Here is a 23,527-nt window from a genome sequence, read left to right as displayed (position 1 = left end):
ATTCTAATATATAGGGTGTAACATTCATGTCTGCTAAAGAAAAGTTTACAAGCTTATCCCCTGCAGAATTCTTTAAAAGGAATCCGGAGCTGGCCGGATTCCCTAATCCAGCGAGGGCTCTTTACCAAACAGTTAGAGAGTTAATAGAGAACTCGCTGGACGCTACCGATGTGCACGGGATATTGCCTAATATTAAGATTACGATTGACTTAATTGACGACGCTAGGCAAATATATAAAGTTAATGTGGTTGACAATGGAATAGGTATTCCTCCCCAGGAGGTTCCCAATGCCTTTGGTAGAGTATTATACAGTTCGAAATATGTAAATAGGCAAACTAGGGGTATGTATGGTCTAGGTGTAAAGGCAGCTGTTCTCTATAGCCAAATGCATCAAGATAAGCCCATAGAAATAGAGACTTCCCCAGTAAATTCTAAAAGAATATACACTTTTAAGTTAAAAATTGATATAAATAAGAACGAGCCAATAATTGTAGAAAGGGGATCTGTGGAAAACACTAGGGGTTTTCATGGAACGTCCGTGGCAATTTCTATACCGGGAGATTGGCCTAAAGCTAAATCAAGAATTTACGAGTATATTAAGAGGACTTACATTATTACCCCTTACGCAGAATTTATCTTCAAAGATCCTGAAGGAAATGTAACGTATTATCCGAGATTAACAAATAAGATTCCTAAGCCGCCACAAGAAGTTAAGCCTCATCCCTATGGAGTAGATAGGGAAGAAATAAAGATACTAATAAATAATCTAAAGAGAGACTATACCATAAAAGAATTTTTGGTAAATGAATTTCAAAGTATAGGGGATACTACTGCAGATAAGATCCTAGAATTAGCTGGATTAAAGCCCAATAAGAAAGTTAAGAACCTAACAGAAGAGGAAATAACTAGGTTAGTTGAGACTTTTAAAAAGTATGAGGATTTTAGATCCCCATCAGCGGATTCACTTTCTGTAATAGGGGAAGATTTAATTGAATTAGGTTTAAAAAAGATTTTTAATCCAGACTTTGCAGCCTCTATAACTAGGAAACCTAAAGCTTACCAAGGGCATCCATTCATAGTTGAAGCAGGTGTCGCATTTGGCGGTAGTATACCCGTTGGTGAAGAGCCTATAGTTTTAAGATATGCCAATAAGATTCCGTTAATTTACGACGAGAAATCAGATGTCATATGGAAAGTCGTTGAAGAGCTGGATTGGAAAAGGTATGGTATTGAGTCGGATCAATATCAAATGGTGGTAATGGTTCATTTATGTAGTACCAAGATACCATATAAGAGTGCTGGAAAGGAAAGTATAGCTGAAGTAGAGGATATAGAGAAGGAAATAAAGAACGCATTGATGGAAGTCGCACGAAAACTTAAACAGTATTTGAGTGAGAAGAGAAAGGAACAAGAAGCTAAGAAGAAATTACTTGCGTATTTAAAATATATACCAGAGGTTAGCAGATCTTTAGCAACCTTTTTAGCATCTGGCAATAAAGAGTTAGTATCTAAGTACCAGAATGAGATCTCAGAAGGTTTATTTAAACTTATTTCTAAGAAATTAGATTTGATTAACATTGAAGAATATAGAAAGGTCTATAGGGTGGATAGTGAATGAGTTCTGAATTTATATCAAAAGTTGATAAGGAAGCGAGAAGGAAAGCTGCTAATATACTGCGTGATAAATTCCTTAATCTAGTTGAGCAACTCAAGAAAGGCGAGCCACTAGTGATGGAAATCCCGATGAGAACTTTATCTAATGCGATTTACGACGAAAAAAGAAAGCTGCTATTATTGGGAGAAAAGAAACTCAGGAGGAATTTCCTAGATTTGAACGAAGCGAAGCGATTTATGCAAACTGTGTTAATGGCATCAATAATTTACGATGCTTTAGTGAGTGACGAATACCCCACGATACGTGACCTTTATTACAGAGGAAAACACTCACTTTTGTTAAAGTCGATCGAAGGCAATAAGATTGTATCCGAAGAGAACACATGGGATGAGCAAAAGGAGTCCGATAGTGTTATAGTTGACATTGAAGTATTTACATCTCTTCTTAGAGAAGAAATGCTAATTCTCAGTAAGGAAAAGGGTAAAGTTGTAGGTAATTTAAGAATAAGGAGTGGAAATGATGTAATAGATCTAAGTAAAACCGGTCATGGAGCCTATGCAATTGAACCTACTCCAGATTTGATAGATTTCATTGACGTAGATGCAGAATTTGTGCTAGTAGTGGAGAAGGATGCAGTGTTCCAACAATTACATAGAGCTGGTTTTTGGAAACAGTACAAGTCCATTTTAATAACTAGTGCCGGTCAACCAGATAGGGCTACTAGAAGATTTGTTAGAAGACTTAATGAGGAGTTAAAATTGCCAGTTTATATCTTAACTGATGCTGACCCTTACGGATGGTATATATTTAGTGTTTTCAGGATAGGGTCAATCTCTTTATCTTATGAGAGTGAGAGACTAGCTACTCCAGATGCTAAATTTTTAGGCGTATCAATGGGTGATATCTTCGGTAACTCCAGAAAGAAACCCTATCTAAGTGAAGCTGAGAGAAAGAATTATATAATTAAGGCTAAAGATGCAGACATAAAGAGAGCTGAGGAGATTAAAAACTATGAGTGGTTTAAGACTAAAGCATGGCAAGAGGAGATAAATACTTTTCTACAGAGGAAGGCTAAGTTGGAAATAGAGGCTATGGCAAGCAAGGGTCTTAAGTTTCTCGCCTTCCAATATATTCCAGAAAAGATAACCAATAAGGATTATATAGCTTAATCAGCCGAGACAGGTTATTTCATTTTCATCAATTTCATGGGTTTCATCACTCCTATTCATAATAACCTAGAATCTCATTAAAAGTATTCCTCTTACATACATTACAATAGATATATATGGTTTTTTGTGAACTTATATCAAAGCTAATATTTAATACTTTCTCAGTATTACAATTTGCACACCTTATCTTCCATGGCATACTTTAATATCTAGTTTTAAATAAAATAAAATTGCTGTGAAGACCTAGCTAGGCCTGAAAAGTGATGAGGGGCCAAAGCTCAGAGCGTTTTTAATAAGAGTAAGAGTTTAAAGTTTAACACTTTTTATATCATAGAGGGTTAAAGATGAGCATAACGTACACGACTGTCGGTGAGCTCAAGGTAGGTAGTTATGTAGTAATAGACGGAGAGCCTTGTAGGGTTGTAGAAGTAACTAAGGCTAAAACGGGTAAGCACGGTAGCGCAAAAGCTAATGTAGTTGCAATTGGCGTTTTTAGCGGAGCTAAAAAAACTTTAATGGCTCCAGTAGATCAGCAAGTTGAAGTTCCCATCATAGAAAAGCATATTGGTCAAATAATTGCAGATATGGGTGACAAAATACAAGTAATGGATTTAGAAACTTATGAGACCTTCGAGATCGAGAAACCAACAGAGGACGAACTAGCCTCTAAAATAAGACCTAATGCGGAATTAGAGTATTGGGAAATAATGGGAAGAAGAAAAATAGTTAGGGTCAAGTAATAATGTTAGAAAATATAAGGGATGCCGTAAGAAAGTTCCTTACAGGGTCTACACCATACGAGAAGGCTGTAGATGAGTTTATAAAAGAACTTCAGAAGTCTCTTATTTCATCAGATGTAAATGTAAAGCTAGTTTTTTCATTAACCGCCAAGATTAAAGAAAGGCTAAATAAGGAAAAGCCTCCATCTGTTTTAGAAAGGAAGGAATGGTTCATTTCTATAGTTTATGATGAACTTTCCAAATTGTTTGGCGGAGATAAGGAACCTAATGTTAATCCCACTAAGTTACCCTTTATAATAATGTTGGTTGGTGTTCAAGGAAGCGGAAAAACAACCACTGCAGGGAAATTAGCTTATTTCTACAAAAGAAGAGGTTATAAAGTAGGTTTAGTGGCGGCTGATGTGTATAGGCCAGCTGCTTATGATCAATTGTTGCAGTTAGGTAATCAAATTGGAATACCAGTATATGGAGAACCAAATAATCAAAACGCCATGGAGATAGCTAAAAAAGGAGTTGATACGTTTGTAAAGAACAAAATGGATATAATCATAGTAGATACTGCAGGACGGCATGGATATGGTGAAGAGACTAAGCTTCTAGAGGAAATGAAGGAGATATATGAGGCATTAAAACCCGATGACGTAATCTTGGTCATTGACGCGTCCATTGGACAAAAAGCCTATGATTTAGCATCTAGATTCCATCAAGCAAGTCCAATCGGTTCTATAATAATAACGAAGATGGATGGCACTGCAAAGGGAGGCGGAGCGTTGTCAGCAGTAGCAGCTACTGGAGCTACGATAAAGTTTATAGGTACTGGAGAAAAAATAGACGAATTAGAAATATTCAATGCCAAGAGATATGTTTCTAGAATATTAGGGATGGGAGATATAGAATCAATTCTAGAGAAAGTTAAAGGATTAGAGGAATACGAGAAAATACAAAAGAAAATGGAAGATGTTATGGAAGGTAGAGGAAAGCTAACACTTAGAGACGTTTATGCACAAATCATGGCTTTGAGGAAAATGGGTCCCCTTTCTAAAGTGCTACAACATATCCCGGGTTTAGGTGTTATGCTTCCCACCCCTAGCGAAGACCAATTGAAATTAGGAGAGGAAAAGATTAGGAGATGGCTAGCAGCCTTAAATTCTATGACGTATAAGGAATTGGAAAATCCTAGTATAATTGATAAGTCGAGAATGAGAAGAATAGCTGAAGGATCAGGATTAGAGGTTGAAGAGGTAAGAGAACTTTTAGAGTGGTATAACAACATGAATAAGCTTTTGAAAATGGTAAAAAGAAGGAGGGGCAGTATTGATAAACTCTTCGGAGGGAAAATCGGATAATAAAATAATTGAGAAAGCTATACAAATATTATCAAAATATCCCTTGTGTGATAGCTGTTTAGGAAGATGTTTTGCAAGACTAGGATATGGATTAGAGAATAAAGAAAGGGGTAAGGCTATAAAGATTTCGTTAATGATGTTCTTGGACGAAAAGATAAAAGATCATAAAATAGTTGACCTTATTTCAATAAAAAGTATAATGGAGAATCTCGGACCAATAGCGGAAAAGTGGTACAAGCTTTATCTCTCTTCAGAATTTTACACTCATCCTTGCTATTTATGCCAAAATAAAATAGATGAAATAAAACAAGATTTCTTTGACAAAGCGTTCAAACTGTTATCTGGATTAGGTACTAAAAGTTATGTACTTGGTGTTGAATTAGATGAAGAGACTAAGAGGAAGGAAAACGAAATCATTAGAGAATTTACTCTCATATATTACGAGAGTGTAAAACATGAAATAAAAAGGGAAGTAGGTAAAATGTTAGCGGAAAGAGGATATCCCCCAAACATGGAAAACCCCGAAATAGAAATAGTTTATAGGATTTCTAATAGGCAAATATTTATTATATCCAAAAATATAAAAACCTTATGCGTTTATAATCGTTTAAATAGAAACCTACCGATATCCTCTTGGTTCTCCAAAAAAGGAAATGAAGGACTTGATACCTTACTTCAGAAAAAGATTATTTTCGCATTTTCTGAACCCACGAGTATAAGGGTCCTTGCAGAGTACCCTATTGTTATAGAAAACGAGGAAAGAGATAAGATAGAGATAGGAGGGTATAATATTTCCAAAGTAATGACCATTGGAAAGAGGGAATTACAAGCCATATCATCCGCTAAACCATCTATGAGGAGATATAGAGTTACAGTTTATTCTACAAGTAGTTTAAGTGAAGCTGTAAGAGTATATGGAAACATATACGACCTCTTCATTGACGTCAAATCATTTAGTGAGCTTAAGGAGAAATTAAGTAAACTACAGTCTCAATACGAAATTATAATACTATCTATTGATTTAATTGATGTTAAGGGAAGAATCAAGGATATAGTTGGAACTTATCTAAAATCTTTTTAGCTGCTAAAGATAATGCTAGTTTATGAAGGTAGGTCTTATAGGCTTAGGTATAATGGGGTATAGAATAGGAGCTAATCTAGCTAAGGCCAATAAACTTAATGTGGTATACGATAGAACTCAAGAAAAAGCTGAAAGTTTTGTAAAGGAGTATAAGGTAAATAGGGCTCTAAATCCTAAAGAACTTGCAGAATCATCAGATGTTATAATAACAATGTTAGCTGATGATAATGCAGTGAAGTCTATAGTCGAACCTTTAATACCACTAATGAAAGGTAAAATTTTAATCGATATGAGTACTATAAGCCCAACGTTAAGTATTAGCTTAGCTAAGAGAATAGAAAGTAATGGAGGTACAATGTTCGACGCCCCAGTCATAGGAACTTCAATATTTGTTGAACAAAAGAAATTGATAGTACTAGTAGGTGGACCTAAGGATAAGTTTGACATCGTTAATGATATAGCTAAAGAAACGGCGTCGTCAGTGGTTTATATGGGTCCTAATGGTATGGGACTTTATGCAAAGCTAGTAAATAACTTACTTTTAGGCTCCTATGTGGCAGCCATAGCGGAAGCTTATAATTTTGGAATAAGAGCTGGGTTAGATCCTCAGCAAGTTATCAATATTTTAACCACCTTAAGTAGCGCCAGATCTCCCACGACTGAATTAAAAGCACCCAAATTACTAAAAGAAGACTACTCAACTCAGTTTGCCACTAAACACATGAGGAAAGATCTAGAGATTGTCATAAAGGAAGCTCAAAATTTAAAGATAATTACGCCAATTTCGTCATTAGCATTACAACTGTATAAAATGACTGAAGCATTAGGATATTCAGAAGTCGATTTCATTTCAATTGTTGAAGTCTTTAAGAAGCTTTCTCCCAAAACCTAAAAATCCCTTTTTATACCTAAAATTATTATGAACATTAATATTTCTGGTAAAAGAGTCCTCATTACAGCGTCTACAGAAGGAATTGGGAGGGGAGTTGCCGAGGCTTTTTTAAGGGAAGGGTGTAATGTTGTAATATCTTCAAGAAGTAAAGAGAAAGTAGAAAAAGCCGTTTCAGAAATGAGGAAAATAGGGCCATCAGTATGGGGTTTTGTATCAGATCTAACTGATTTCAAATCTCTAGAGGAGTTGGTTAACTATAGTTTAAAGATCATGAACGGAATCGATATCTTAGTTGTAAACTCTGGGAATCCTCCTAAAGAACCTTCCTATTTTTTTGAGAATACTATGGAGGATTGGGAATATGCTACTAAACTATATCTATTAAGTGCGATAAGACTTACAAATCTGGTATATCAACACATGAAGGCTCAAAGATGGGGTAGAATATTCTTTCTATCGTCTTGGACAGTTAAAGAGCCCCAACGAATGTTCTCGTTAGCGGATATTACAAGAGCCCCATTAATCCAGATGGCAAAACTGCTTAGTAAAGAATTGGGTGAATACAACATAAGTGCTAACGTAATCTTAATGGGTAGTTTCGAGACTGAAGGAGCCAAGAGATCTTTAAAAAGATATGCAGAAAAAGTTGGTCAACCATTAGATGTGATTTGGAAAAGGGAAGTAGTCTCTCAAATTCCTATTGGAAGGACTGGGGACCTAAAGAATGAGTTGGGTGCTCTTTTGGTATTTTTATCATCAGATTACGCAGGATACATTAATGGAACGTCAATTTTAATTGATGGTGGAATGACAAGAGCGATTTAAGGGCTAAAATAAACCTTTAATATTACCCTTGAAGGACTTAAGGTATTATACTTCATCTAACTCATGGAAAGGTTTATAAAATTAGTCCTATAGTAGTATTATAGAGAAAGTATGAGTTCGGGTAAAAAAGCAGTAAAAGTAAAAACACCAGCCGGTAAGGAGGCTGAATTAGTTCCAGAAAAGGTATGGGCATTGGCACCAAAGGGCAGAAAAGGTGTGAAGATAGGTCTATTTAAAGATCCAGAAACTGGAAAGTACTTCCGACATAAACTACCAGATGATTATCCAATATAACTTTAAAATTATTTCCTCTTTTTTGTAAAGTGATGAACATTATTTTAAAGATAAGTGGAAAGTTTTTTGATGAAGATAATGTAAATAACTTAATAGTCTTAAGAGAGAGTATTAAAGAGCTTGCTGATAATGGTTTTAGAGTAGGTATTGTAACAGGTGGAGGGTCTACTGCTAGAAGGTATATAAAGCTAGCAAGAGAAATTGGAATAGGTGAAGCTTATTTAGATCTTTTAGGTATATGGGCATCAAGACTTAACGCTTATCTAGTAATGTTCTCCTTGCAAGATTTAGCGTACATGCACGTGCCCCAAAGTCTAGAAGAGTTTATACAAGATTGGTCTCATGGAAAGGTAGTGGTTACAGGTGGATTTCAGCCTGGACAATCAACTGCTGCTGTAGCTGCTCTAGTTGCTGAGGCCTCCTCTTCAAAAACGTTAGTTGTTGCAACTAATGTGGATGGTGTCTACGAGAAAGATCCAAGAGTGTATACGGACGTAAAACTTATTCCTCACTTAACTACTCAAGACTTACGTAAAATCTTAGAGGGTTCCCAATCTGTTCAAGCTGGTACGTATGAGTTATTAGATCCTCTAGCAATAAAGATAGTTGAACGTTCCAAAATAAGGGTTGTGATAATGAATTATAGAAAGCTTAATAGGATAATTAACATATTAAAAGGAGAGGAAGTTTCATCAATTATAGAGCCGGTGTGATGGTTATGTCAATACTAGAAGATCCAGAATTTGCAAAATTAAGACAATTTAAAGGGAAAGTAAATTTCGATATGGTTATGCAGATATTAGATGAGATAGAGCTAGATATAAGAAGTAGTGATAATATCAAGACATCTATAATATATGTATATTCGAGCCATTTGGATGAGATAAGGAAAAATAAAGAATTTTATGATATGATTGCAGAGATACTGCAAAGATATTACAAAAAAATAGGCATAGAGAATGTGAACCAGTTGATACTAAGTACTATAAAATAGTTTGTAATTCGAACCTTTCTTTACCGAATTCATTATATATCCTTTACCTTGATTCTCACTTATATGATAAAAGTAGGTATTTTAGATTCAACGTTAAGGGAAGGAGAACAAACCCCTGGAGTGATATTCACTGTAGATCAAAGAGTAGAGATAGCCAAAGCCTTATCCGATTTAGGAGTATCTATGATAGAAGCTGGTCATCCAGCAGTATCCCCAGATATTTATGAAGGGATAAAAAGAATAGTGAAATTGAAAAAAGAGGGTATTATAACATCAGAAATTGTAGGACATAGTAGAGCCGTAAAAAGAGATATAGAAATTGCAGCAGAATTGGAGGTAGATAGGATAGCAATATTCTATGGTGTAAGTGATTTACATTTAAAAGCAAAACACAAAGCAACTAGAGAAGAGGCCTTAAGGACAATAGCTGAGACGATCAGCTACGCTAAAAATCATGGCGTAAAAGTCAGATTTACCGCAGAAGATGGTTCAAGGACAGACTTCGATTTCTTAGTTACAGTATCGAAAACGGCTAGAGATGCAGGGGCAGATAGGGTTAGTATAGCGGATACTGTAGGCATTTTATATCCATCTAAAACTAAGGAATTATTCAGTGCATTGACAAGGGAAGTACCAAACCTGGAGTTTGATATTCACGCTCACAATGACTTAGGTTTGGCAGTAGCAAATGCGTTAGCCGCGATAGAAGGTGGAGCCACAATTATCCATGCTACAGTCAATGGGCTTGGAGAGAGGGTTGGTATAGTACCTTTGCAACAAATAGCAGCAGCTATTAAATATCATTTTGGTATAGAAGTCGTTAAACTAGATAAATTGCAGTATGTTTCCAGTTTGGTGGAAAAGTACAGTGGAATTCCGATGCCACCCAACTACCCCATTACTGGGGATTACGCATTCTTGCATAAGGCAGGGGTCCATGTTGCAGGAGTGTTAAATGATCCTAGAACATATGAATTTATGCCTCCAGAGACATTTGGTAGAACAAGAGATTATACAATTGATAAGTATACGGGAAAGCACGCGTTGAGGGATAAATATGAAAAACTAGGTGTGAAGATTAGTGACGCTGAAATGGATCAGATTTTAGCTAAAATCAAGTCAAATACAACCATAAGATTTTACAGAGATGTGGATTTGCTTGAGTTAGCTGAAGAGGTAACTGGAAGAGTTTTAAAGCCAAGGCCACCTGAACAAATAGAGGCGTTAATTTCAGTTAAATGTGATTCTAACGTTTATACCACATCAGTGACCCGTCGTTTGTCAGTTATTAATGGTGTTAAGGAGGTTATGGAAATTTCCGGCGATTACGACATATTGGTTAAAGTTCAAGCTAAGGATTCCAACGAATTAAACCAGATAATTGAAAGTATAAGAGCAACTAAAGGTGTGAGATCAACACTAACGTCATTAGTCCTTAAGAAAATGTAAATCCTCTTCTAAAACTTTTTAAGGAAAACGAGTTTATATTTAAAATGTGCGGGGGTGCCCGAGCTGGTCAAAGGGGGCGGACTCAAGACCCTTTAGTAAGAGATCCGCTGGCGAAGGCCTTCGCGGGTTCAAATCCCGTCCCCCGCATACAGTTCCTCAATCCTACCTTCTTCATTAGCCAATATTATCTTATTATATAATTCCTTACAGAAAATCCCAGTTTCTATTACTGATGGAATGGTCTTTATCATTCTGTCAAACTCGCATAAATTTTCAGTCTTAACAGAAACATCTAAAATCGCATTTCCATTATCTGAAATAATTGGTCCCATTTTACCGCTTCCCTCTCTTATTTTTACAGCAAATCCCATTTTCTCTAGCTTATCTTTGACATAACTTACGCCGATGCTTACGACCTCAATTGGAACGTCAATTAGTTTAGAGTCCTTTAACTTATTGAATTCTCCTATGAAAATCCTATACTTAGAAAAATATGTTAAAAGCTTCTCTCTAAGCAAGGCACCTCCTCCACCCTTTATCATTATACCGTCTTTGGTAACTACATCGAAACTATCAACGTAAATTTCAGGTTGAATAGCAGAAAGAAGTGAAATTACTTTAAGACCGTGTTTACTTAATTCGATTTCAGTATCGAACGAACTCGCAACGAATAATACAGTTTCTTTAAGATTTTCTTCCTTGCTCAAAACTTCTATCAATTTTTTAACAGTTTTTCCTGTACCAACACCTATTATCTTCTTTTCTCTTAGATAGTTCAAAGCATACGTTGCCAATAATTCCTTTGGATCCACGAGTAAATGGTTGGTAAAGTAAATATAAAACCTAACTCAGCGTTTGCACATCCCTCTTCATCGATCTAAGCCTGGAAGCTCATCACTTATAAACAAATTATATTTCATAGGTATTTAACCTTAGGGTGTTTAAATATGTCAAACTCAGATCATCTAGCAAATGAAAGGACCTTATTAGCATGGATAAGAACTGGAATTGCTCTTATAGGTTTTGGCTTTGTTATAGCTAAATTCGTACTCTTTCTACATCTTCTAAAGCCAACTGGTAATACTCAGTCTGCGTCAATAATTTACGGTGAGGTCATGATAATTTTAGGTATAATAACCATACTTTACGGTTTATATGCGTATTTAGCTTACGAAAAGGATTTAGAGAAAGGTTCTATCAAACCAAAAAAGACTGAGAATACTATTTTTTCTGTTATAATTATAATTTTTGCAATATTTCTATCATTCCTTCTGCTGTTCTAATGTCTTGACTATGACGAAGTTAGTCTTCCCTGCCTCTTGTTTTGGATCCCCTCCTACAATGACAATTTTTTTAAATCTTAAGTCCTTAACTTTTTCCTCCATTAGCTTGGTGGAAACGTCTATTATCTCGTCTATTGATTCCATTTTCTTGCTTATACTTAGAGGTATTACACCATAACATAGCTTAAACTTCTTAGATAGTTTAGGATCGGGAGAGATCCCTATTATGTTACGTTCAGGCCTTAATCTCGATACACGCAATATCGAATTTCCTGATCTACTATACACTACTATTACGTCTGCTTTAGATATTTTACTTGCGTTTACAGCAGCTAAAGCTATTGCATCACTTTCACTATTAAGTGGCCCAATTGGCCCGTGTTTTATACTCTTTTCCACATTGCTTATAATATTATGAAGAGTTCTTACGCTTTCAACTGCGTAATTACCTATGGCAGTTTCATCGCTTAACATTATAGAGTCTACGCCCTGCATGATTGAGTTAGAGATATCTATAATTTCCGCCCTAGTAGGTATAGGACTGTTTATCATTGAAGTCAATACTTGAGTTGCTAAAATGACGGGTTTACCAAATACTCTTGAGATCCTTACTATTCTCCTTTGAATTAAAGGCAAATTTTCTAGCCCAGTCTCAACTCCCAAATCGCCTCTGGCTACCATTATTCCATCTGATTCCCTAACAATATTGGTCAGGTTCTTTAACGCCTCACTCTTCTCTATCTTTGCGATAATCCACGCTTCATCTTTTACAAATTCCTTTACCTTCTTTACATCATCTTCACTGATTACAAAAGAGAGACCTATGTAATCTGCTCCCAGATCCAACGCTCTTTTCAAAAGTTTTAAATCGTTATCTGTTATCCCAGATTTTAGACTAACGTTAGGGATATTTATTCCTTTTCTTGATAATAAAAGTCCACCCTCTACAACAATTCCCTCTACTTTATCCTTACTTTTCGACGTGACCCTTACACGTATTGTTCCATCTGCAATTAAGATGTATGAGTTTTCTTTTACAGCGGAATAGAATAGCTCATCATCAACTGGAATTCCATCTTTTTGGGAGAAAATTATTTTATCTCCTTTCTTCACCTCTATTGGTTCTTTAAGCTCTCCCAGTCTCAATTTAGGCCCTGGCAAATCTACTAAGATGCTAGACTCTGGTGCGTATGTCCTAATGAGATCAAAATACTTCTTGTGAGATGTTTCATCACCATGAGCAAAATTTATTCTAAAAACATCAACGTATTCAGCAAGCTCCTTTACTTTTTCCTCTGAGGAAGGACCTAAAGTGGCAACTATTTTAGTTTTTCTCATTACATAATCTTACTAGCTATTTCTTTAATGTTTTCACATGCCTCTTTTAATCCATTTTCACATGCCTTCCTTAGGACTTCATTACTTTCTCTGACTGCACCTAATTTCTTATATGCAATGCCCATCTTTAATAAGAACTCTGGATTAATTTTTTCATTTTTCAAATCATTATATAGTTTATCTAATGCATCCTTTTTATTCGACTTGACAATAATGTCTAGTGCTAAATCAACATATTCACTCACCTTATTCATTAACGCATAACAGTAAACTATTCTCTTTATATTAGCGCAAGGTGACGTATCAAATATTTTCCCTATGGAATCTAGGGTCTTTACAACTGCATCGCAATCTGCTGTATCTATTATATTGCATATAATCCAGTTTGACTCTTTAATGTTTTCTGGGGTAATTGTCTTAGAGAGAAGTTCAATTCCTTGTTCGACAAAGCCATCTAATATCAGTTTTTTAGCTTCAATTAATTTTTTTCTTAGTTCTTGGCTCTCGCTCATCAATAATACTCTACGTACTAATAGTTTAAATTATTTCTTAAGCCTCATTTCTTTTAAAATACACTAAAATTGGATGGAAGTTTTCTTTATCTTCAACATTATTAATTATGCATATCCAGTTGTTATTCGTGATAGTATCGTGAAATATAACCAAGATCTTTCACCTTATCTAGGGCTAAATCAGCGGCATATCTACCCATAGCTGGTCCATAACTCCATCCTAACCTACACGCTCCAGTGACTAATACTAGATTATTTCTCCTCCCAATTATTGGGAAACCATCTGGTGAACATGGCCTAAAGCCCATGTTTAAATCATTAATGTATTGGATATCAACTAATTCTTCAGCTCTTTTTAGAAATTCTTCAGCTCTTTTGGAGTGAATGGAAAAGTCCGCATCGAATCCTCCAGTTATCTTTATATGATCACTTAAAGGTGAGATAGCTAGACCATAATCCACAATAACTGCTGCGCGATTTAGCTTACTAACGCCTTTAACTCTATACCCATAACCCTTAAACGCAGTTAGTGGAATTTTGAGGATTCTAGACCAAACTCCAGCTGCTACTATTACCAAATCATACTTTTCCTCGCCTATGTATCCCTCTTCAGATACCTTATTAACCTCTTCATTTCTAACCTTTATATTGTCGGTAATTTCTCTTGAAATTCTATCAACGAATTTTTCAGTAGATATTCTACTTAGTTCCGGAAAGAATAACCCACCTGCAAAACCCTTTACTTCCTCAACTTCAAACTTAGGACTAAACGGACTCTTTTTCTCATCCTCTATTCCATTTTCAAACTCTTTAGAATTATGATACAATTCAAGAAGACCATCTTCATGATAATCGAAATCGTTCTTTTCCTCAGCCATTCTCTTGTATTCCGATAGAGAAAATTTAGCCATTTCTCTCATCGTATCCCAAGCTTCCTTTGGAGGATCCTTTTCTAGATTCTTAATAAGCTCTATCAACCAAAGTTTGTCAACTTCCTTTATGTCAGTACTCCCATTCATTTTATATTTTAACATCTTTTTAATCATGCTAAGGGTATTTATTTTATCAAATCTATAAGGCTCTATTAAGCCTGCAGCATGTATTGAACCAGCTCCTAGAAAACCTTTTTCATATATTATAATGTCTCTTATTCCTTCCTTACCTAGGTAATAAGCGGTAAATAAACCTACTATTCCCCCTCCTACAATTCCAACTTTCAAGTTAGTTCTTTAATTAATTTCTCAGCAACTTTTTTAACTTTGCTTTGTTGCATAGTTAGCTCTTCTAGATATTCAATATTTGCCTTTAACTCATCTAAACTGATGAAATTTTCTTTAACAAGCATGAAAGCCGTCCTCCAGGCCAGAATTCTAACATTGGCTTTGTTACTTTTTAGAAATTCCGAAAACCTATGCTTATCTGAGGAGTCAAATATCCCTTCATGAACTAATTTAACAAATAGTCTCCAAGCTTTTTTCCTAATGGTTGGATATATACTTCTTAATAATCTCCAGTAGGCGTATCTCACGCTTCTGATGTGTTCTTTTGGAACTATCTCTAGTTGAATTAAATTTAGCACATTACTCCAAGCAGACCATTTTATCTTGTCTGATTGCGCAGTTAATGCTCTTTCAATCCCCTTTGTCTGTAAGATCTTATACACATGTAAGTGTTTCCAAGCGTCATCCCTAACCCCTTGCAATCTATGCCACAGTAATGATCTTAAGTAATTCCTATACTGGACTAGTTCATTAACATTCCCAGTTTCGATTAAGAAATCTATAGCTTTCCATCCAACTTCTCTTTCTAATCCATCTTTACTTTTCAGCAAATTAAGTACACTTCTTATATACCTTATCAAATATTTGATGTCTTTTCTTTCCAATGCGTTCTTTATATCCATAATACCTTCCTCAAAAGGAGGCTAAAGCCCTATATTTAGCCATATCGAGAGTCCGTCTATAACACTCGATTAAAGAGTTTATAACTGCATCCCATCTAAATCTAGTCTTAACCCTAGTTATTGCATTTTCACGTACCTTCTCCCAGTATCTCGTATCATCTACTTTAACCTCACTAGCCTTATATAGCAAATCGCTTCTATTAAGCTCCGAAGCCTCTGACAAATATAACGCATTTTTTATAGCTCTAGCTAATTCGTCTATACTTTCAGGCTTAATCAAGAAACCTGTGCCATTATTTTTATCCTCTCTAATGTCAACGACTGTCTCTCTTAAACCCCCTACAGCATAGGCAATTACTGGTAATCCCATAGCCATAGCCTCTATGGAATTTATACCAAACGGTTCCCATCTAGATGGAATTACGAGGACTGAGGACACGTAATGAAATAGCTTATATAGATCTAAATCCATTCTACCTAATATTAGCCTCATGTTATCCCTAATTTCTGAAGCTCTCTCTATAATATCCCAAAGCAAGTTATAATCTCCGGACGGAATTCCAAAAACTAAGAGTCTAGCATTATTTATTTCATTCGCAACTGCCTTCATAGCCCTAAAAAGTAAATCTATACCCTTTTGATACACTAATCTCCCAGTAAATAAAACCAAGGGCCCTTCCCCTAAATCATCGAAAGTCCAATCATCCCTTAACCCTAACTTACCCCTACTATTCCATAGCATATTGCCGGTAGTGTAGTCCTCTGGAATAACTCTGAGTGAATGTAGAGATGAAAGGAGCCTTCTCCTTAACTCCCTTCTGTCCTTAGTTCCATACACGGTAACAGCCTTATTCTGGATCTCTTCTACATCCCAATCTGTGCCATTATACGTTACACATGACTTATTGGCTACCCAATTTCCTACAAAATTGAATACGTCAAAACTTAAATAACTATAGCTTACACTACTCACCATATCAGCCTCGTAACAACCGAATTTCTCAATTTTTCCATTTGATAACACATCCCATACATATGAATATTTGTGTAATTCATGCCTAGCTACCATCCAAATATAATGCCAGCAATCCTCAATTCCAGACCAGTCTTGAGAAGCGTAGTGCCAAGGTACGCCAATGTAATTCAGCAAGTGAATGGTGTAAATAACTGGGATGATTATTCGTCTCTCTTCCAAGAGTTGTTTTATCCTTACTGCGGGAATTACAGCGTGCCAATCTTGTGCATGGATTATATCTGGAAGGTTAGATAGATTGTCTAAAGTGAACCCCTCTAATCCTCTTGTAAGGAGCGAAGTTTTCTCCATTGTGCTGTCATATACGTTCCATGAATCCAATATTCTACCAGTGTTATAATCTAATCCTTTTACCAAAATCACCTTGAAATTATCTATTTTTCCTTCTTCAAACCCTATTTTATAATGATAATAGTTATTATCTAATCCCTTTCTTCTTCCCTCAACAACCATGTCAATGTGCCTCAAACTTAAGAGAGACCTATAGTATTCATTTAGATGCCTTCCATGAGATGGCATGAAAACCGTAACATCTATTCCCTTTTCAGCTAGATGTTTAGCCATGTTATATACAGCATTTCCTAATCCTCCTACACTTGCTATCTTTTGCAATTCAAATGTTATCATCCACACTTTTTTAATGTCCTCAGGTAACCACAGTGATTCAATCCTTTTCATTTCCTAACCACTGCCTTAAGTTTTTCAAATGAGATTTAAACCTTTCATCTCTCATTACAATTTCCATGAATTCTTTTTCATTCCAAGCTATTGACGCTCTCTTATCTCCTAACATAAATATATAAGGCTCATTCTTAATATTTAATTTATTTATCTCTTCATGTATAAATGTTGATATTGCATAAAATTCATTTATAAACGCATCTATAGGAGATCCAAAGGCATTGAAATAGGAATGTACTTCAGCTGGACTCCCATGCCCTAAATAAAGATAATAGTAATTATCACTTGTAGTGAAATACCTCCAAACTCTTAAGTACTCATTCCCCAATTCCCTTGAGGGCATCTCAGCCCTTCTAACTGCGTCGTCGTAAGCCCATTGCATTATATTACCTAACCAACTTTTCTCATCCTTTTCTATATCCGCCCATGAGGTAGTGTGAGAGATCTCTATTTCATCATAGACATCATTGTAAACGTCCTTTGGCATCATCATCTCCACCCCTTTATTCTCAAGCTCTATTGGTAGCCATTTGAGAAATTCTAAAATTCCAGTATGCTCTTTGTGATGTTCTCCAAAAGTCTCGTAATCTACGAATACTAATCCCACATTTCCCTCACTCTTACTTATCCAATCAGCATATTTGGAAGCTGTTAACGGATATTGATCCCAATTTGGATTAGAAAACCTGAAGGCTATATCATCACTTAATATATAATTTCTAAACAATATTCTAATCTCATGTCCCTTTAATTTATAGACATAATTTGGACTTCTTCCCCTTAAATTCCTACTAGTCCCTTCACTTAACATCATCTTAAAGCCCATCTTTTCAGCTTCTTCTATAATATCCCTTTTAGTTATTAATTCAGTGTTTTCAAAAGTACTAGGATATTGCCCAAAATACGATTTTATAGCATCCCTATGCATCTTAACTTGCTCTCTCCATTCACTTTTATCCTCCCAAAGACCAGTTACTGAATGATAGTATGTTTGTGCTAGAAATTCAACTTTGTGCGTGTAAGCCAACTGTTGAAACAAGTCTATTACTTCTTTTCCCCATCTTTCAGCTTGCTCTAAGAAAGTACCTGAAATTGAAAAGAAGTATTTAACGTCTTTACCTTCCTCTTCAGCTCTTTCAATGGAGTTTAGTATTATATTAGTTGCAGGGATATAGCAGTTTTTCTTTATTCTCTCAAATATATCCTTATTTCTTTCAGTATCGAAAAACCTATCCTCTAAGCTTTGCCTAAATCTCGGGTTCCAAAAGAAATCTCTTCTAATCCTGAACGGCTGATGAACTTCAAATCCTAATATTATTCTTTTCATATCTTTTTATAAGTTACACGTTCATAAATATTATTTGATGACAAAGTGGGATATATCAGATGTAAAAGTCATAATTCCCATAGGTGGGGAAGCTACCCGATTACGACCTTTAACAATAGAAACATCTAAGGCAGCTGTTAGATTACTTAACAGACCACTTATTGAATATACAATTTTAGAGTTAGCTAAACAAGGGATTAAGGAATTCATCTTTGGTGTAAGGGGGTATGTAAATTATAGGTCTTTGTTTGACTTATTCAAGGAGGGTATTGGTTTTTCAGCAAGATATAAGATTAAGCCAAGAGTTCACTTTAAGTATCAACCAAGAGTAGATAGTATAGGTAACGCTGATTCTGTGAGAATAAATATTGAATATTATGACATTAATGAGCCTATTATAGTAGTACAAGGAGATAACATATTCAAGTTAGATATAGCAAAGGCATTGGAATTTCACGAATCTAAAGGCTCGTTGATGACCATAGTACTAAAGAAATATGAAGGAGACCTAAGTGAATTTGGTGTAGCCGATACTACTGGGGACTTGGCAATAAGAAAATTTGTTGAAAAGCCTAAGAGAAGAGAGGACGCGCCATCAGATCTAATAAATACTGGAATTTATATTCTATCTCCCGAAATAAGAAAGATCTTTAAGAGTAATGAAGTGAAGGAAATGTATAAGATGGGTAAAATGGATTTCGGAAAGGATATAATTCCATACTTGATAAATAAAGGTTATCCAGTTTACGGATATCCCATGAAAGAAATATGGTTTGATATAGGTACTCCAGAGCGTTATTTGGACGCAATGATTACGCTATTACACACATTGCCAGATTCTGAAATAGGTGGAATGAGGATAGATCCTAATAGACGTATATTTGTACAAGGAACAAGTCCGGACTCAAGGAAGAGAAGAAAGGAGATACAGAGAAAATTCAAGAAAGGGTTCATAAAAATTGAAGGGGATGTGCTTATAGGTAGACATTGTCAAATAGGTGACTATACATATATAGAGGAGTCTAATGTAGATAACTTCACGATGATTGGGAAGGGAGTAAAGATAGTAAGAAGCGCGATTATGGATAGAGGTTATATTGGAGATAACGTATACATTGAAAATTCAATAATAGCTAGGCATGTCGAGATAAGGTCAAACGATGAGAAACCAGTTAGGATAATAAATAGTGTAATTGCCGACGATGTAATAATAGGGGAAGGTAGTGAGATTATAGGTTCTAGAATTTACCCACACAAGTTTATAAATGCCGGCAGTAGAATTCATGATACAATATTAACGTGATAAGGCATCTCACCATGAGAGTTTCTTCCATAGGAAATGGTAGAATGTTAATAAACTTCGATGAGAAGGGTAGAATAGTTGATATTTATTATCCTTACATTGGAATGGAAAACCAGACTTCTGGAAACCCGATTAGGTTAGCCATTTGGGATAAAGATAAGAATACCATCTCCTTAGATGAAGAATGGGAAACTACTGTATTGTATCTGGATGAAGCAAATATGGTTGAGATTAGGAGCGACATTAGGAAATTGGGACTTTCTCTTCTCTCTTACAACTTTCTAGACCCTGATGATCCGATTTATATGTCTATTATAAAAGTAGCAAATAATGAAAATAATAACAGAAATATAAAAATATTCTTTATACATGATATAAATTTATATTCAAATCCATTTGGGGATACTGCATTTTATGATCCCCTATCCCTTTCAATTGTTCATTATAAATCTAAACGATATCTGGCCTTTAAAGTATTTACTACAACATCAATATTTTCTGAATATAATGTAGGCAAAGGTGACTTGATTGGAGATATTTACGATGGCAATTTAGGGCTTAACGGTATAGAAAACGGAGATGTAAATTCAAGTATGGGTATAGAGGCAAATATAGATCCTAATTCCTATGTGAAATTATACTATGTAATCGTTGCAGATAGAAACCTAGAGGATTTAAGGCAAAAAATAAGAAAAATAAACTTCGCAAACGTAGAGACCTCATTCACGCTGACCTACATGTTTTGGCGGAATTGGCTAAAGAAAAATAAACTCTTCAGAAATAGTTTAATGCAAGATATTAAGAGAGTCTACGATGTTAGCCTTTTTGTAATAAGAAATCACATGGACATTAACGGGTCAATAATAGCCTCTTCAGACTTCTCCTTTGTAAAGATCTATGGGGATTCATATCAGTACTGTTGGCCTAGGGATGCGGCAATTGCTGCTTATGCCCTAGATCTAGCTGGTTATAAAGAACTGGCATTAAGACATTTTCAATTTATTTCTAATATAGTAAATTCTGAAGGTTTCTTGTACCATAAATATAATCCAAATACAACTCTAGCTAGTTCTTGGCATCCTTGGTTTTATAAGGGGAAAAGGATATATCCAATCCAAGAAGACGAGACAGCATTAGAAGTATGGGCAATAGTTAGCCATTACGAAAAATACGAAGACATTGACGAAATACTTCCCTTATATAAGAAGTTCGTAAAGCCAGCCTTAAAATTTATGATGTCCTTTATGGAAGAGGGATTACCAAAACCATCTTTTGATCTGTGGGAAGAAAGATATGGCATACATATTTATACAGTATCTACAGTTTACGGTGCATTAACGAAGGGAGCAAAGTTAGCTTATGATGTAGGAGATGAAATATTAAGTGAAGACTTAAGCGATACGTCAGGTTTATTAAAAGGAATGGTTTTGAAACGAATGACATATAATGGAAGGTTTATTAGAAGAATAGATGAGGAAAACAATCAAGATCTAACCGTGGACTCAAGTCTCTACGCACCATTCTTCTTTGGTCTTGTGGACGCAAATGACAAAATTATGATAAATACCATTAACGAGATTGAAAATAAATTGACCGTGAACGGTGGAGTAATAAGGTATGAGAATGATATGTATCAGAGGAGGAAAAAACAACCAAATCCTTGGATAATCACAACATTATGGCTAGCTGAATATTATGCGACAATTAACGATAAAAATAAGGCAAACGAGTACATAAAATGGGTAATTAATAGGGCATTACCAACTGGCTTTTTACCAGAACAAGTGGATCCAGAAACTTTTGAGCCGACATCAGTTACACCTTTAGTGTGGTCTCACGCTGAATTCATAATAGCAATTAATAAGCTCTTAAACCATATATAACCCTTGGATGATCCCCTTAGACCAGTGCGAGGAGGAATGGCTTTTACCAACTAGGACTGGAGGATACGCATCATCCACAATATGCGGAATAAACGCCAGGACTTACCATGGATACTTAATAGTTCCATTAAACCAACCACATCATAGATTCCTAATACTTTCCAAGTTTGAGGATTTCTTGCTTATTAACGGTAACGCGTACTCGATGTCGACTAATCATTATCCGAACTCATATTATCCAGATGGGTATAAATATCTAGTAAACGTTGAAAAAACCGGTAATAACAAAATAACCTGGTATTATGACTTTGGTTATTCGCAAGTTCAAAAAACTCTAAAGGTTCATAAAGGTTACAACGCGATAACAATTACCTATATTGCGACTAGGGGTAAATTCAAATTATGTCCCTTCGTTACTTTTAGAAGCCATCATCTAGCTAAGAAATTCCAAAACGAATTCTTTACGTATGAGATTTATCCACCAAATATAATTTACGTATTATACGAAGGGAAAAGAATTTTGAACTTTGAAATTCATGATAAGTATGAGCTAATGAATTCTGGTTACTGGTATTATAACTTTATTTATAAATTGGATCAAGAGTTAGGGAATAATTATATGGAAGATTTATATAATCCATTCTGCATTATCTCAACCTCAAATAAGATCTCAGTTACAGCATATTACGACCAACGTCCAAAGGATTTGAACGTTGAAGAAACTGATCACTATGATATTTTAAAACTTCTTTCAGTGGTAGGAAAAGACTTTGTAGTCAAAGGAAAAGACGGCTGGGCAATTATAGCTGGATATCATTGGTTTGACGAGTGGGGGAGAGACACTTTCATATCTTTAGAGGGACTTTTACTCGTTGATAAACAGTATGATATTGCTAAACAAATCATTCTCAGATATTTAAATCTTGAAAAAAGGGGTATGCTACCAAACAATTTCATAAGCTATAACGGAGAACCAGTATACAAAGGTGTTGATATTTCACTCTGGGCTATAAACGCAATTTATAAAACTTATATTTATTCACGAGATAAGGACTTTATTAGAAAGGTATTTGATAAGGTCTTGGATATAATAGACTGGTATTCCAAGGGAAATGGGGTAGTCTATAACGTTGACAACCTAATTTTCCACAAAGGAGCCCCAAGAACTTGGATGGACGCATCTTATGATAGTAGAATAGTAACCCCAAGAGAAGGCGCTGCAGTTGAGATAAACGCATTATGGTATAACGCATTAAGGATAGCTGAATTCTTACTTAAGGAATTGGGAGAAAAAGCAGAATATTTATCAGTTTTTGCAGAAAAAGTTAAGAAATCATTTGCAGAAAAATTCATTTCACAAAACGGTCTTTACGATTATATAAGCTGGGACAACATTCCAGATAAGAGCATAAGACCTAACCAAATATTTTCCATTTCTTTACCATTTCCCATAATAGATGATAAGAATATAGCTTCTAAGATCTTAACACTTATTGAAAGTAAATTGCTTAGACAATACGGATTAAGTAGCTTAAGTAGAGAAGATCCTAACTATAAACCAGTATATAAGGGGGATAGGAGAAGCAGAGATGAGGCTTATCATAATGGACCCATATGGCCTTGGCTACTGGGTGCATACGTTGATGCCAAGTTAAAACTTGAAAGTAACATAATGGAACTAAAACTTTTGCTAGAGTACTTAAATCCCCTTCTAACTCACGCCAGTAAAAATCAAGGATATATACCGGAAATTTTTGATGACATACCACCATATAGACCAAGAGGATGTTTTGCACAAGCGTGGAGCAACGCAGAAGTATATAGAGTGCTTGTTAACTTGTCAAAACTATAGGGGTAA

At 35.4% G+C, this 23,527-nt stretch carries 22 protein-coding genes and 1 tRNA gene; 16 read left to right on the top strand and 7 right to left on the bottom strand.

Annotation, left to right across the window (positions count from 1 at the left end):
* The first annotated feature begins 26 nt into the window (after nt 1-26).
* The 12 genes from J5U23_RS12090 (at nt 27) to J5U23_RS12035 (ending at nt 10,553) form a co-directional block, all read left to right on the top strand.
* Nucleotides 27-1,619: a DNA topoisomerase VI subunit B gene (locus J5U23_RS12090; protein WP_218266310.1), complete on the top strand. Its 1,593-nt coding sequence runs from the start codon at nt 27-29 to the stop codon at nt 1,617-1,619.
* Nucleotides 1,616-2,785 (top strand): DNA topoisomerase IV subunit A, encoded by a 1,170-nt coding sequence (locus tag J5U23_RS12085; RefSeq protein ID WP_218258439.1) that lies wholly within the window; start codon nt 1,616-1,618, stop codon nt 2,783-2,785. Before J5U23_RS12090 ends, J5U23_RS12085 begins: the two co-directional genes overlap by 4 nt.
* 344 nt (nt 2,786-3,129) lie before the next feature.
* On the top strand, nt 3,130-3,525 hold the full coding sequence (locus J5U23_RS12080) for a translation initiation factor IF-5A (protein WP_012711261.1): 396 nt from the start codon (nt 3,130-3,132) through the stop codon (nt 3,523-3,525).
* 2 nt (nt 3,526-3,527) lie between these two features.
* Nucleotides 3,528-4,871 carry a signal recognition particle protein Srp54 gene (locus J5U23_RS12075; RefSeq protein ID WP_218266309.1) on the top strand — a complete coding sequence of 448 codons (1,344 nt, stop codon included), beginning with the start codon at nt 3,528-3,530 and terminating at the stop codon, nt 4,869-4,871.
* Entirely contained in the window at nt 4,840-5,952 is a 1,113-nt protein-coding gene (locus J5U23_RS12070) for a pseudouridylate synthase (protein WP_218266308.1), read from the top strand. Before J5U23_RS12075 ends, J5U23_RS12070 begins: the two co-directional genes overlap by 32 nt.
* 22 nt (nt 5,953-5,974) lie before the next feature.
* Nucleotides 5,975-6,844, top strand: coding sequence for an NAD(P)-dependent oxidoreductase (locus J5U23_RS12065; protein ID WP_218266307.1), 870 nt, complete (start codon nt 5,975-5,977; stop codon nt 6,842-6,844).
* Between the two features lie 27 nt (nt 6,845-6,871).
* A complete protein-coding gene (locus J5U23_RS12060) occupies nt 6,872-7,669 on the top strand; it encodes an SDR family oxidoreductase (RefSeq protein ID WP_218266306.1) in 798 nt (265 codons plus the stop codon).
* A gap of 111 nt (nt 7,670-7,780) precedes the next feature.
* Entirely contained in the window at nt 7,781-7,963 is a 183-nt protein-coding gene (cren7, locus tag J5U23_RS12055; RefSeq protein WP_012711256.1) for a chromatin protein Cren7, read from the top strand.
* A 32-nt stretch (nt 7,964-7,995) separates the two neighbouring features.
* A complete protein-coding gene (gene pyrH / locus J5U23_RS12050) occupies nt 7,996-8,676 on the top strand; it encodes a UMP kinase (RefSeq protein ID WP_218266305.1) in 681 nt (226 codons plus the stop codon).
* 5 nt (nt 8,677-8,681) lie between these two features.
* The gene (locus J5U23_RS12045; protein ID WP_012711254.1) at nt 8,682-8,957 is read left to right on the top strand and encodes a hypothetical protein; all 276 of its coding nucleotides are present in this window, start codon (nt 8,682-8,684) and stop codon (nt 8,955-8,957) included.
* A gap of 63 nt (nt 8,958-9,020) precedes the next feature.
* On the top strand, nt 9,021-10,406 hold the full coding sequence (gene lysS, locus J5U23_RS12040) for a homocitrate synthase (RefSeq protein ID WP_012711253.1): 1,386 nt from the start codon (nt 9,021-9,023) through the stop codon (nt 10,404-10,406).
* A 48-nt stretch (nt 10,407-10,454) separates the two neighbouring features.
* A tRNA-Leu gene (locus J5U23_RS12035) sits at nt 10,455-10,553 on the top strand.
* On the opposite strand, the gene rpiA is transcribed toward J5U23_RS12035, so the two are convergent.
* Complete coding sequence (gene rpiA / locus J5U23_RS12030; protein ID WP_218266304.1) at nt 10,535-11,218, bottom strand: ribose 5-phosphate isomerase A; 684 nt, start codon at nt 11,216-11,218, stop codon at nt 10,535-10,537. The two genes, J5U23_RS12035 and rpiA, sit on opposite strands and share 19 nt — an antisense overlap.
* 135 nt (nt 11,219-11,353) lie before the next feature.
* Between rpiA and J5U23_RS12025 the strand changes: the two genes are divergently transcribed.
* The gene (locus J5U23_RS12025; protein WP_218266303.1) at nt 11,354-11,689 is read left to right on the top strand and encodes a YidH family protein; all 336 of its coding nucleotides are present in this window, start codon (nt 11,354-11,356) and stop codon (nt 11,687-11,689) included.
* Here J5U23_RS12025 and pyk read toward each other — a convergent pair.
* From pyk to J5U23_RS11995, 6 genes are all read right to left on the bottom strand, one after another.
* The gene (gene pyk, locus J5U23_RS12020) at nt 11,669-13,027 is read right to left on the bottom strand and encodes a pyruvate kinase (protein ID WP_218266302.1); all 1,359 of its coding nucleotides are present in this window, start codon (nt 13,025-13,027) and stop codon (nt 11,669-11,671) included. The genes J5U23_RS12025 and pyk overlap by 21 nt on opposite strands.
* Nucleotides 13,027-13,539, bottom strand: coding sequence for a DUF1955 domain-containing protein (locus J5U23_RS12015; protein ID WP_218266301.1), 513 nt, complete (start codon nt 13,537-13,539; stop codon nt 13,027-13,029). The genes pyk and J5U23_RS12015 overlap by 1 nt, the downstream gene beginning before the upstream one ends.
* Before the next feature lie 122 nt (nt 13,540-13,661).
* Nucleotides 13,662-14,759 carry an FAD-dependent oxidoreductase gene (locus J5U23_RS12010; RefSeq protein WP_218266300.1) on the bottom strand — a complete coding sequence of 366 codons (1,098 nt, stop codon included), beginning with the start codon at nt 14,757-14,759 and terminating at the stop codon, nt 13,662-13,664.
* Entirely contained in the window at nt 14,756-15,442 is a 687-nt protein-coding gene (locus tag J5U23_RS12005) for a hypothetical protein (protein ID WP_218258428.1), read from the bottom strand. Before J5U23_RS12005 ends, J5U23_RS12010 begins: the two co-directional genes overlap by 4 nt.
* Nucleotides 15,443-15,452: 10 nt before the next feature.
* On the bottom strand, nt 15,453-17,153 hold the full coding sequence (locus J5U23_RS12000; protein ID WP_218266299.1) for a glycosyltransferase: 1,701 nt from the start codon (nt 17,151-17,153) through the stop codon (nt 15,453-15,455).
* Complete coding sequence (locus J5U23_RS11995; protein ID WP_218266298.1) at nt 17,140-18,483, bottom strand: glycoside hydrolase family 57 protein; 1,344 nt, start codon at nt 18,481-18,483, stop codon at nt 17,140-17,142. Before J5U23_RS11995 ends, J5U23_RS12000 begins: the two co-directional genes overlap by 14 nt.
* Nucleotides 18,484-18,520: 37 nt before the next feature.
* Between J5U23_RS11995 and J5U23_RS11990 the strand changes: the two genes are divergently transcribed.
* Genes J5U23_RS11990 through J5U23_RS11980 form a run of 3 tightly spaced genes read left to right on the top strand, consistent with a single transcriptional unit; the run spans nt 18,521 to nt 23,521 of the window.
* A complete protein-coding gene (locus J5U23_RS11990; protein ID WP_218266297.1) occupies nt 18,521-19,786 on the top strand; it encodes a DUF4954 family protein in 1,266 nt (421 codons plus the stop codon).
* A gap of 14 nt (nt 19,787-19,800) precedes the next feature.
* The gene (locus J5U23_RS11985; RefSeq protein ID WP_218266296.1) at nt 19,801-21,669 is read left to right on the top strand and encodes a glycoside hydrolase family 15 protein; all 1,869 of its coding nucleotides are present in this window, start codon (nt 19,801-19,803) and stop codon (nt 21,667-21,669) included.
* A gap of 7 nt (nt 21,670-21,676) precedes the next feature.
* Nucleotides 21,677-23,521, top strand: a complete 1,845-nt coding sequence (locus J5U23_RS11980; RefSeq protein WP_218266295.1) for an amylo-alpha-1,6-glucosidase — start codon at nt 21,677-21,679, stop codon at nt 23,519-23,521.
* Nucleotides 23,522-23,527 lie beyond the last annotated feature (6 nt).

The organism is Saccharolobus shibatae B12, assembly GCF_019175345.1.
Classification (GTDB): domain Archaea; phylum Thermoproteota; class Thermoprotei_A; order Sulfolobales; family Sulfolobaceae; genus Saccharolobus; species Saccharolobus shibatae.
The sequence above is the reverse complement of the archived record's forward strand: the minus strand, read 5'-3'. Positions and strand labels throughout refer to the sequence as shown.

Bases quoted from the DNA above. Each gene is read 5' to 3' on its own strand.
- J5U23_RS12005 (WP_218258428.1), bottom strand. From the start codon at position 15,442: ATGGATATAAAGAACGCATTGGAAAGAAAAGACATCAAATATTTGATA.
- J5U23_RS12060 (WP_218266306.1), top strand. From the start codon at position 6,872: ATGAACATTAATATTTCTGGTAAAAGAGTCCTCATTACAGCGTCTACA.
- J5U23_RS12025 (WP_218266303.1), top strand. From the start codon at position 11,354: ATGTCAAACTCAGATCATCTAGCAAATGAAAGGACCTTATTAGCATGG.
- J5U23_RS12000 (WP_218266299.1), bottom strand. From the start codon at position 17,153: ATGAAAAGGATTGAATCACTGTGGTTACCTGAGGACATTAAAAAAGTG.
- J5U23_RS12065 (WP_218266307.1), top strand. From the start codon at position 5,975: ATGAAGGTAGGTCTTATAGGCTTAGGTATAATGGGGTATAGAATAGGA.
- lysS (WP_012711253.1), top strand. From the start codon at position 9,021: ATGATAAAAGTAGGTATTTTAGATTCAACGTTAAGGGAAGGAGAACAA.
- J5U23_RS12075 (WP_218266309.1), top strand. From the start codon at position 3,528: ATGTTAGAAAATATAAGGGATGCCGTAAGAAAGTTCCTTACAGGGTCT.
- J5U23_RS11985 (WP_218266296.1), top strand. From the start codon at position 19,801: ATGAGAGTTTCTTCCATAGGAAATGGTAGAATGTTAATAAACTTCGAT.
- pyk (WP_218266302.1), bottom strand. From the start codon at position 13,027: ATGAGAAAAACTAAAATAGTTGCCACTTTAGGTCCTTCCTCAGAGGAA.
- J5U23_RS12090 (WP_218266310.1), top strand. From the start codon at position 27: ATGTCTGCTAAAGAAAAGTTTACAAGCTTATCCCCTGCAGAATTCTTT.
- J5U23_RS12015 (WP_218266301.1), bottom strand. From the start codon at position 13,539: ATGAGCGAGAGCCAAGAACTAAGAAAAAAATTAATTGAAGCTAAAAAA.
- J5U23_RS11990 (WP_218266297.1), top strand. From the start codon at position 18,521: ATGACAAAGTGGGATATATCAGATGTAAAAGTCATAATTCCCATAGGT.
- J5U23_RS12085 (WP_218258439.1), top strand. From the start codon at position 1,616: ATGAGTTCTGAATTTATATCAAAAGTTGATAAGGAAGCGAGAAGGAAA.
- J5U23_RS11995 (WP_218266298.1), bottom strand. From the start codon at position 18,483: ATGAAAAGAATAATATTAGGATTTGAAGTTCATCAGCCGTTCAGGATT.
- J5U23_RS11980 (WP_218266295.1), top strand. From the start codon at position 21,677: ATGATCCCCTTAGACCAGTGCGAGGAGGAATGGCTTTTACCAACTAGG.
- cren7 (WP_012711256.1), top strand. From the start codon at position 7,781: ATGAGTTCGGGTAAAAAAGCAGTAAAAGTAAAAACACCAGCCGGTAAG.
- J5U23_RS12080 (WP_012711261.1), top strand. From the start codon at position 3,130: ATGAGCATAACGTACACGACTGTCGGTGAGCTCAAGGTAGGTAGTTAT.
- pyrH (WP_218266305.1), top strand. From the start codon at position 7,996: ATGAACATTATTTTAAAGATAAGTGGAAAGTTTTTTGATGAAGATAAT.
- J5U23_RS12045 (WP_012711254.1), top strand. From the start codon at position 8,682: ATGTCAATACTAGAAGATCCAGAATTTGCAAAATTAAGACAATTTAAA.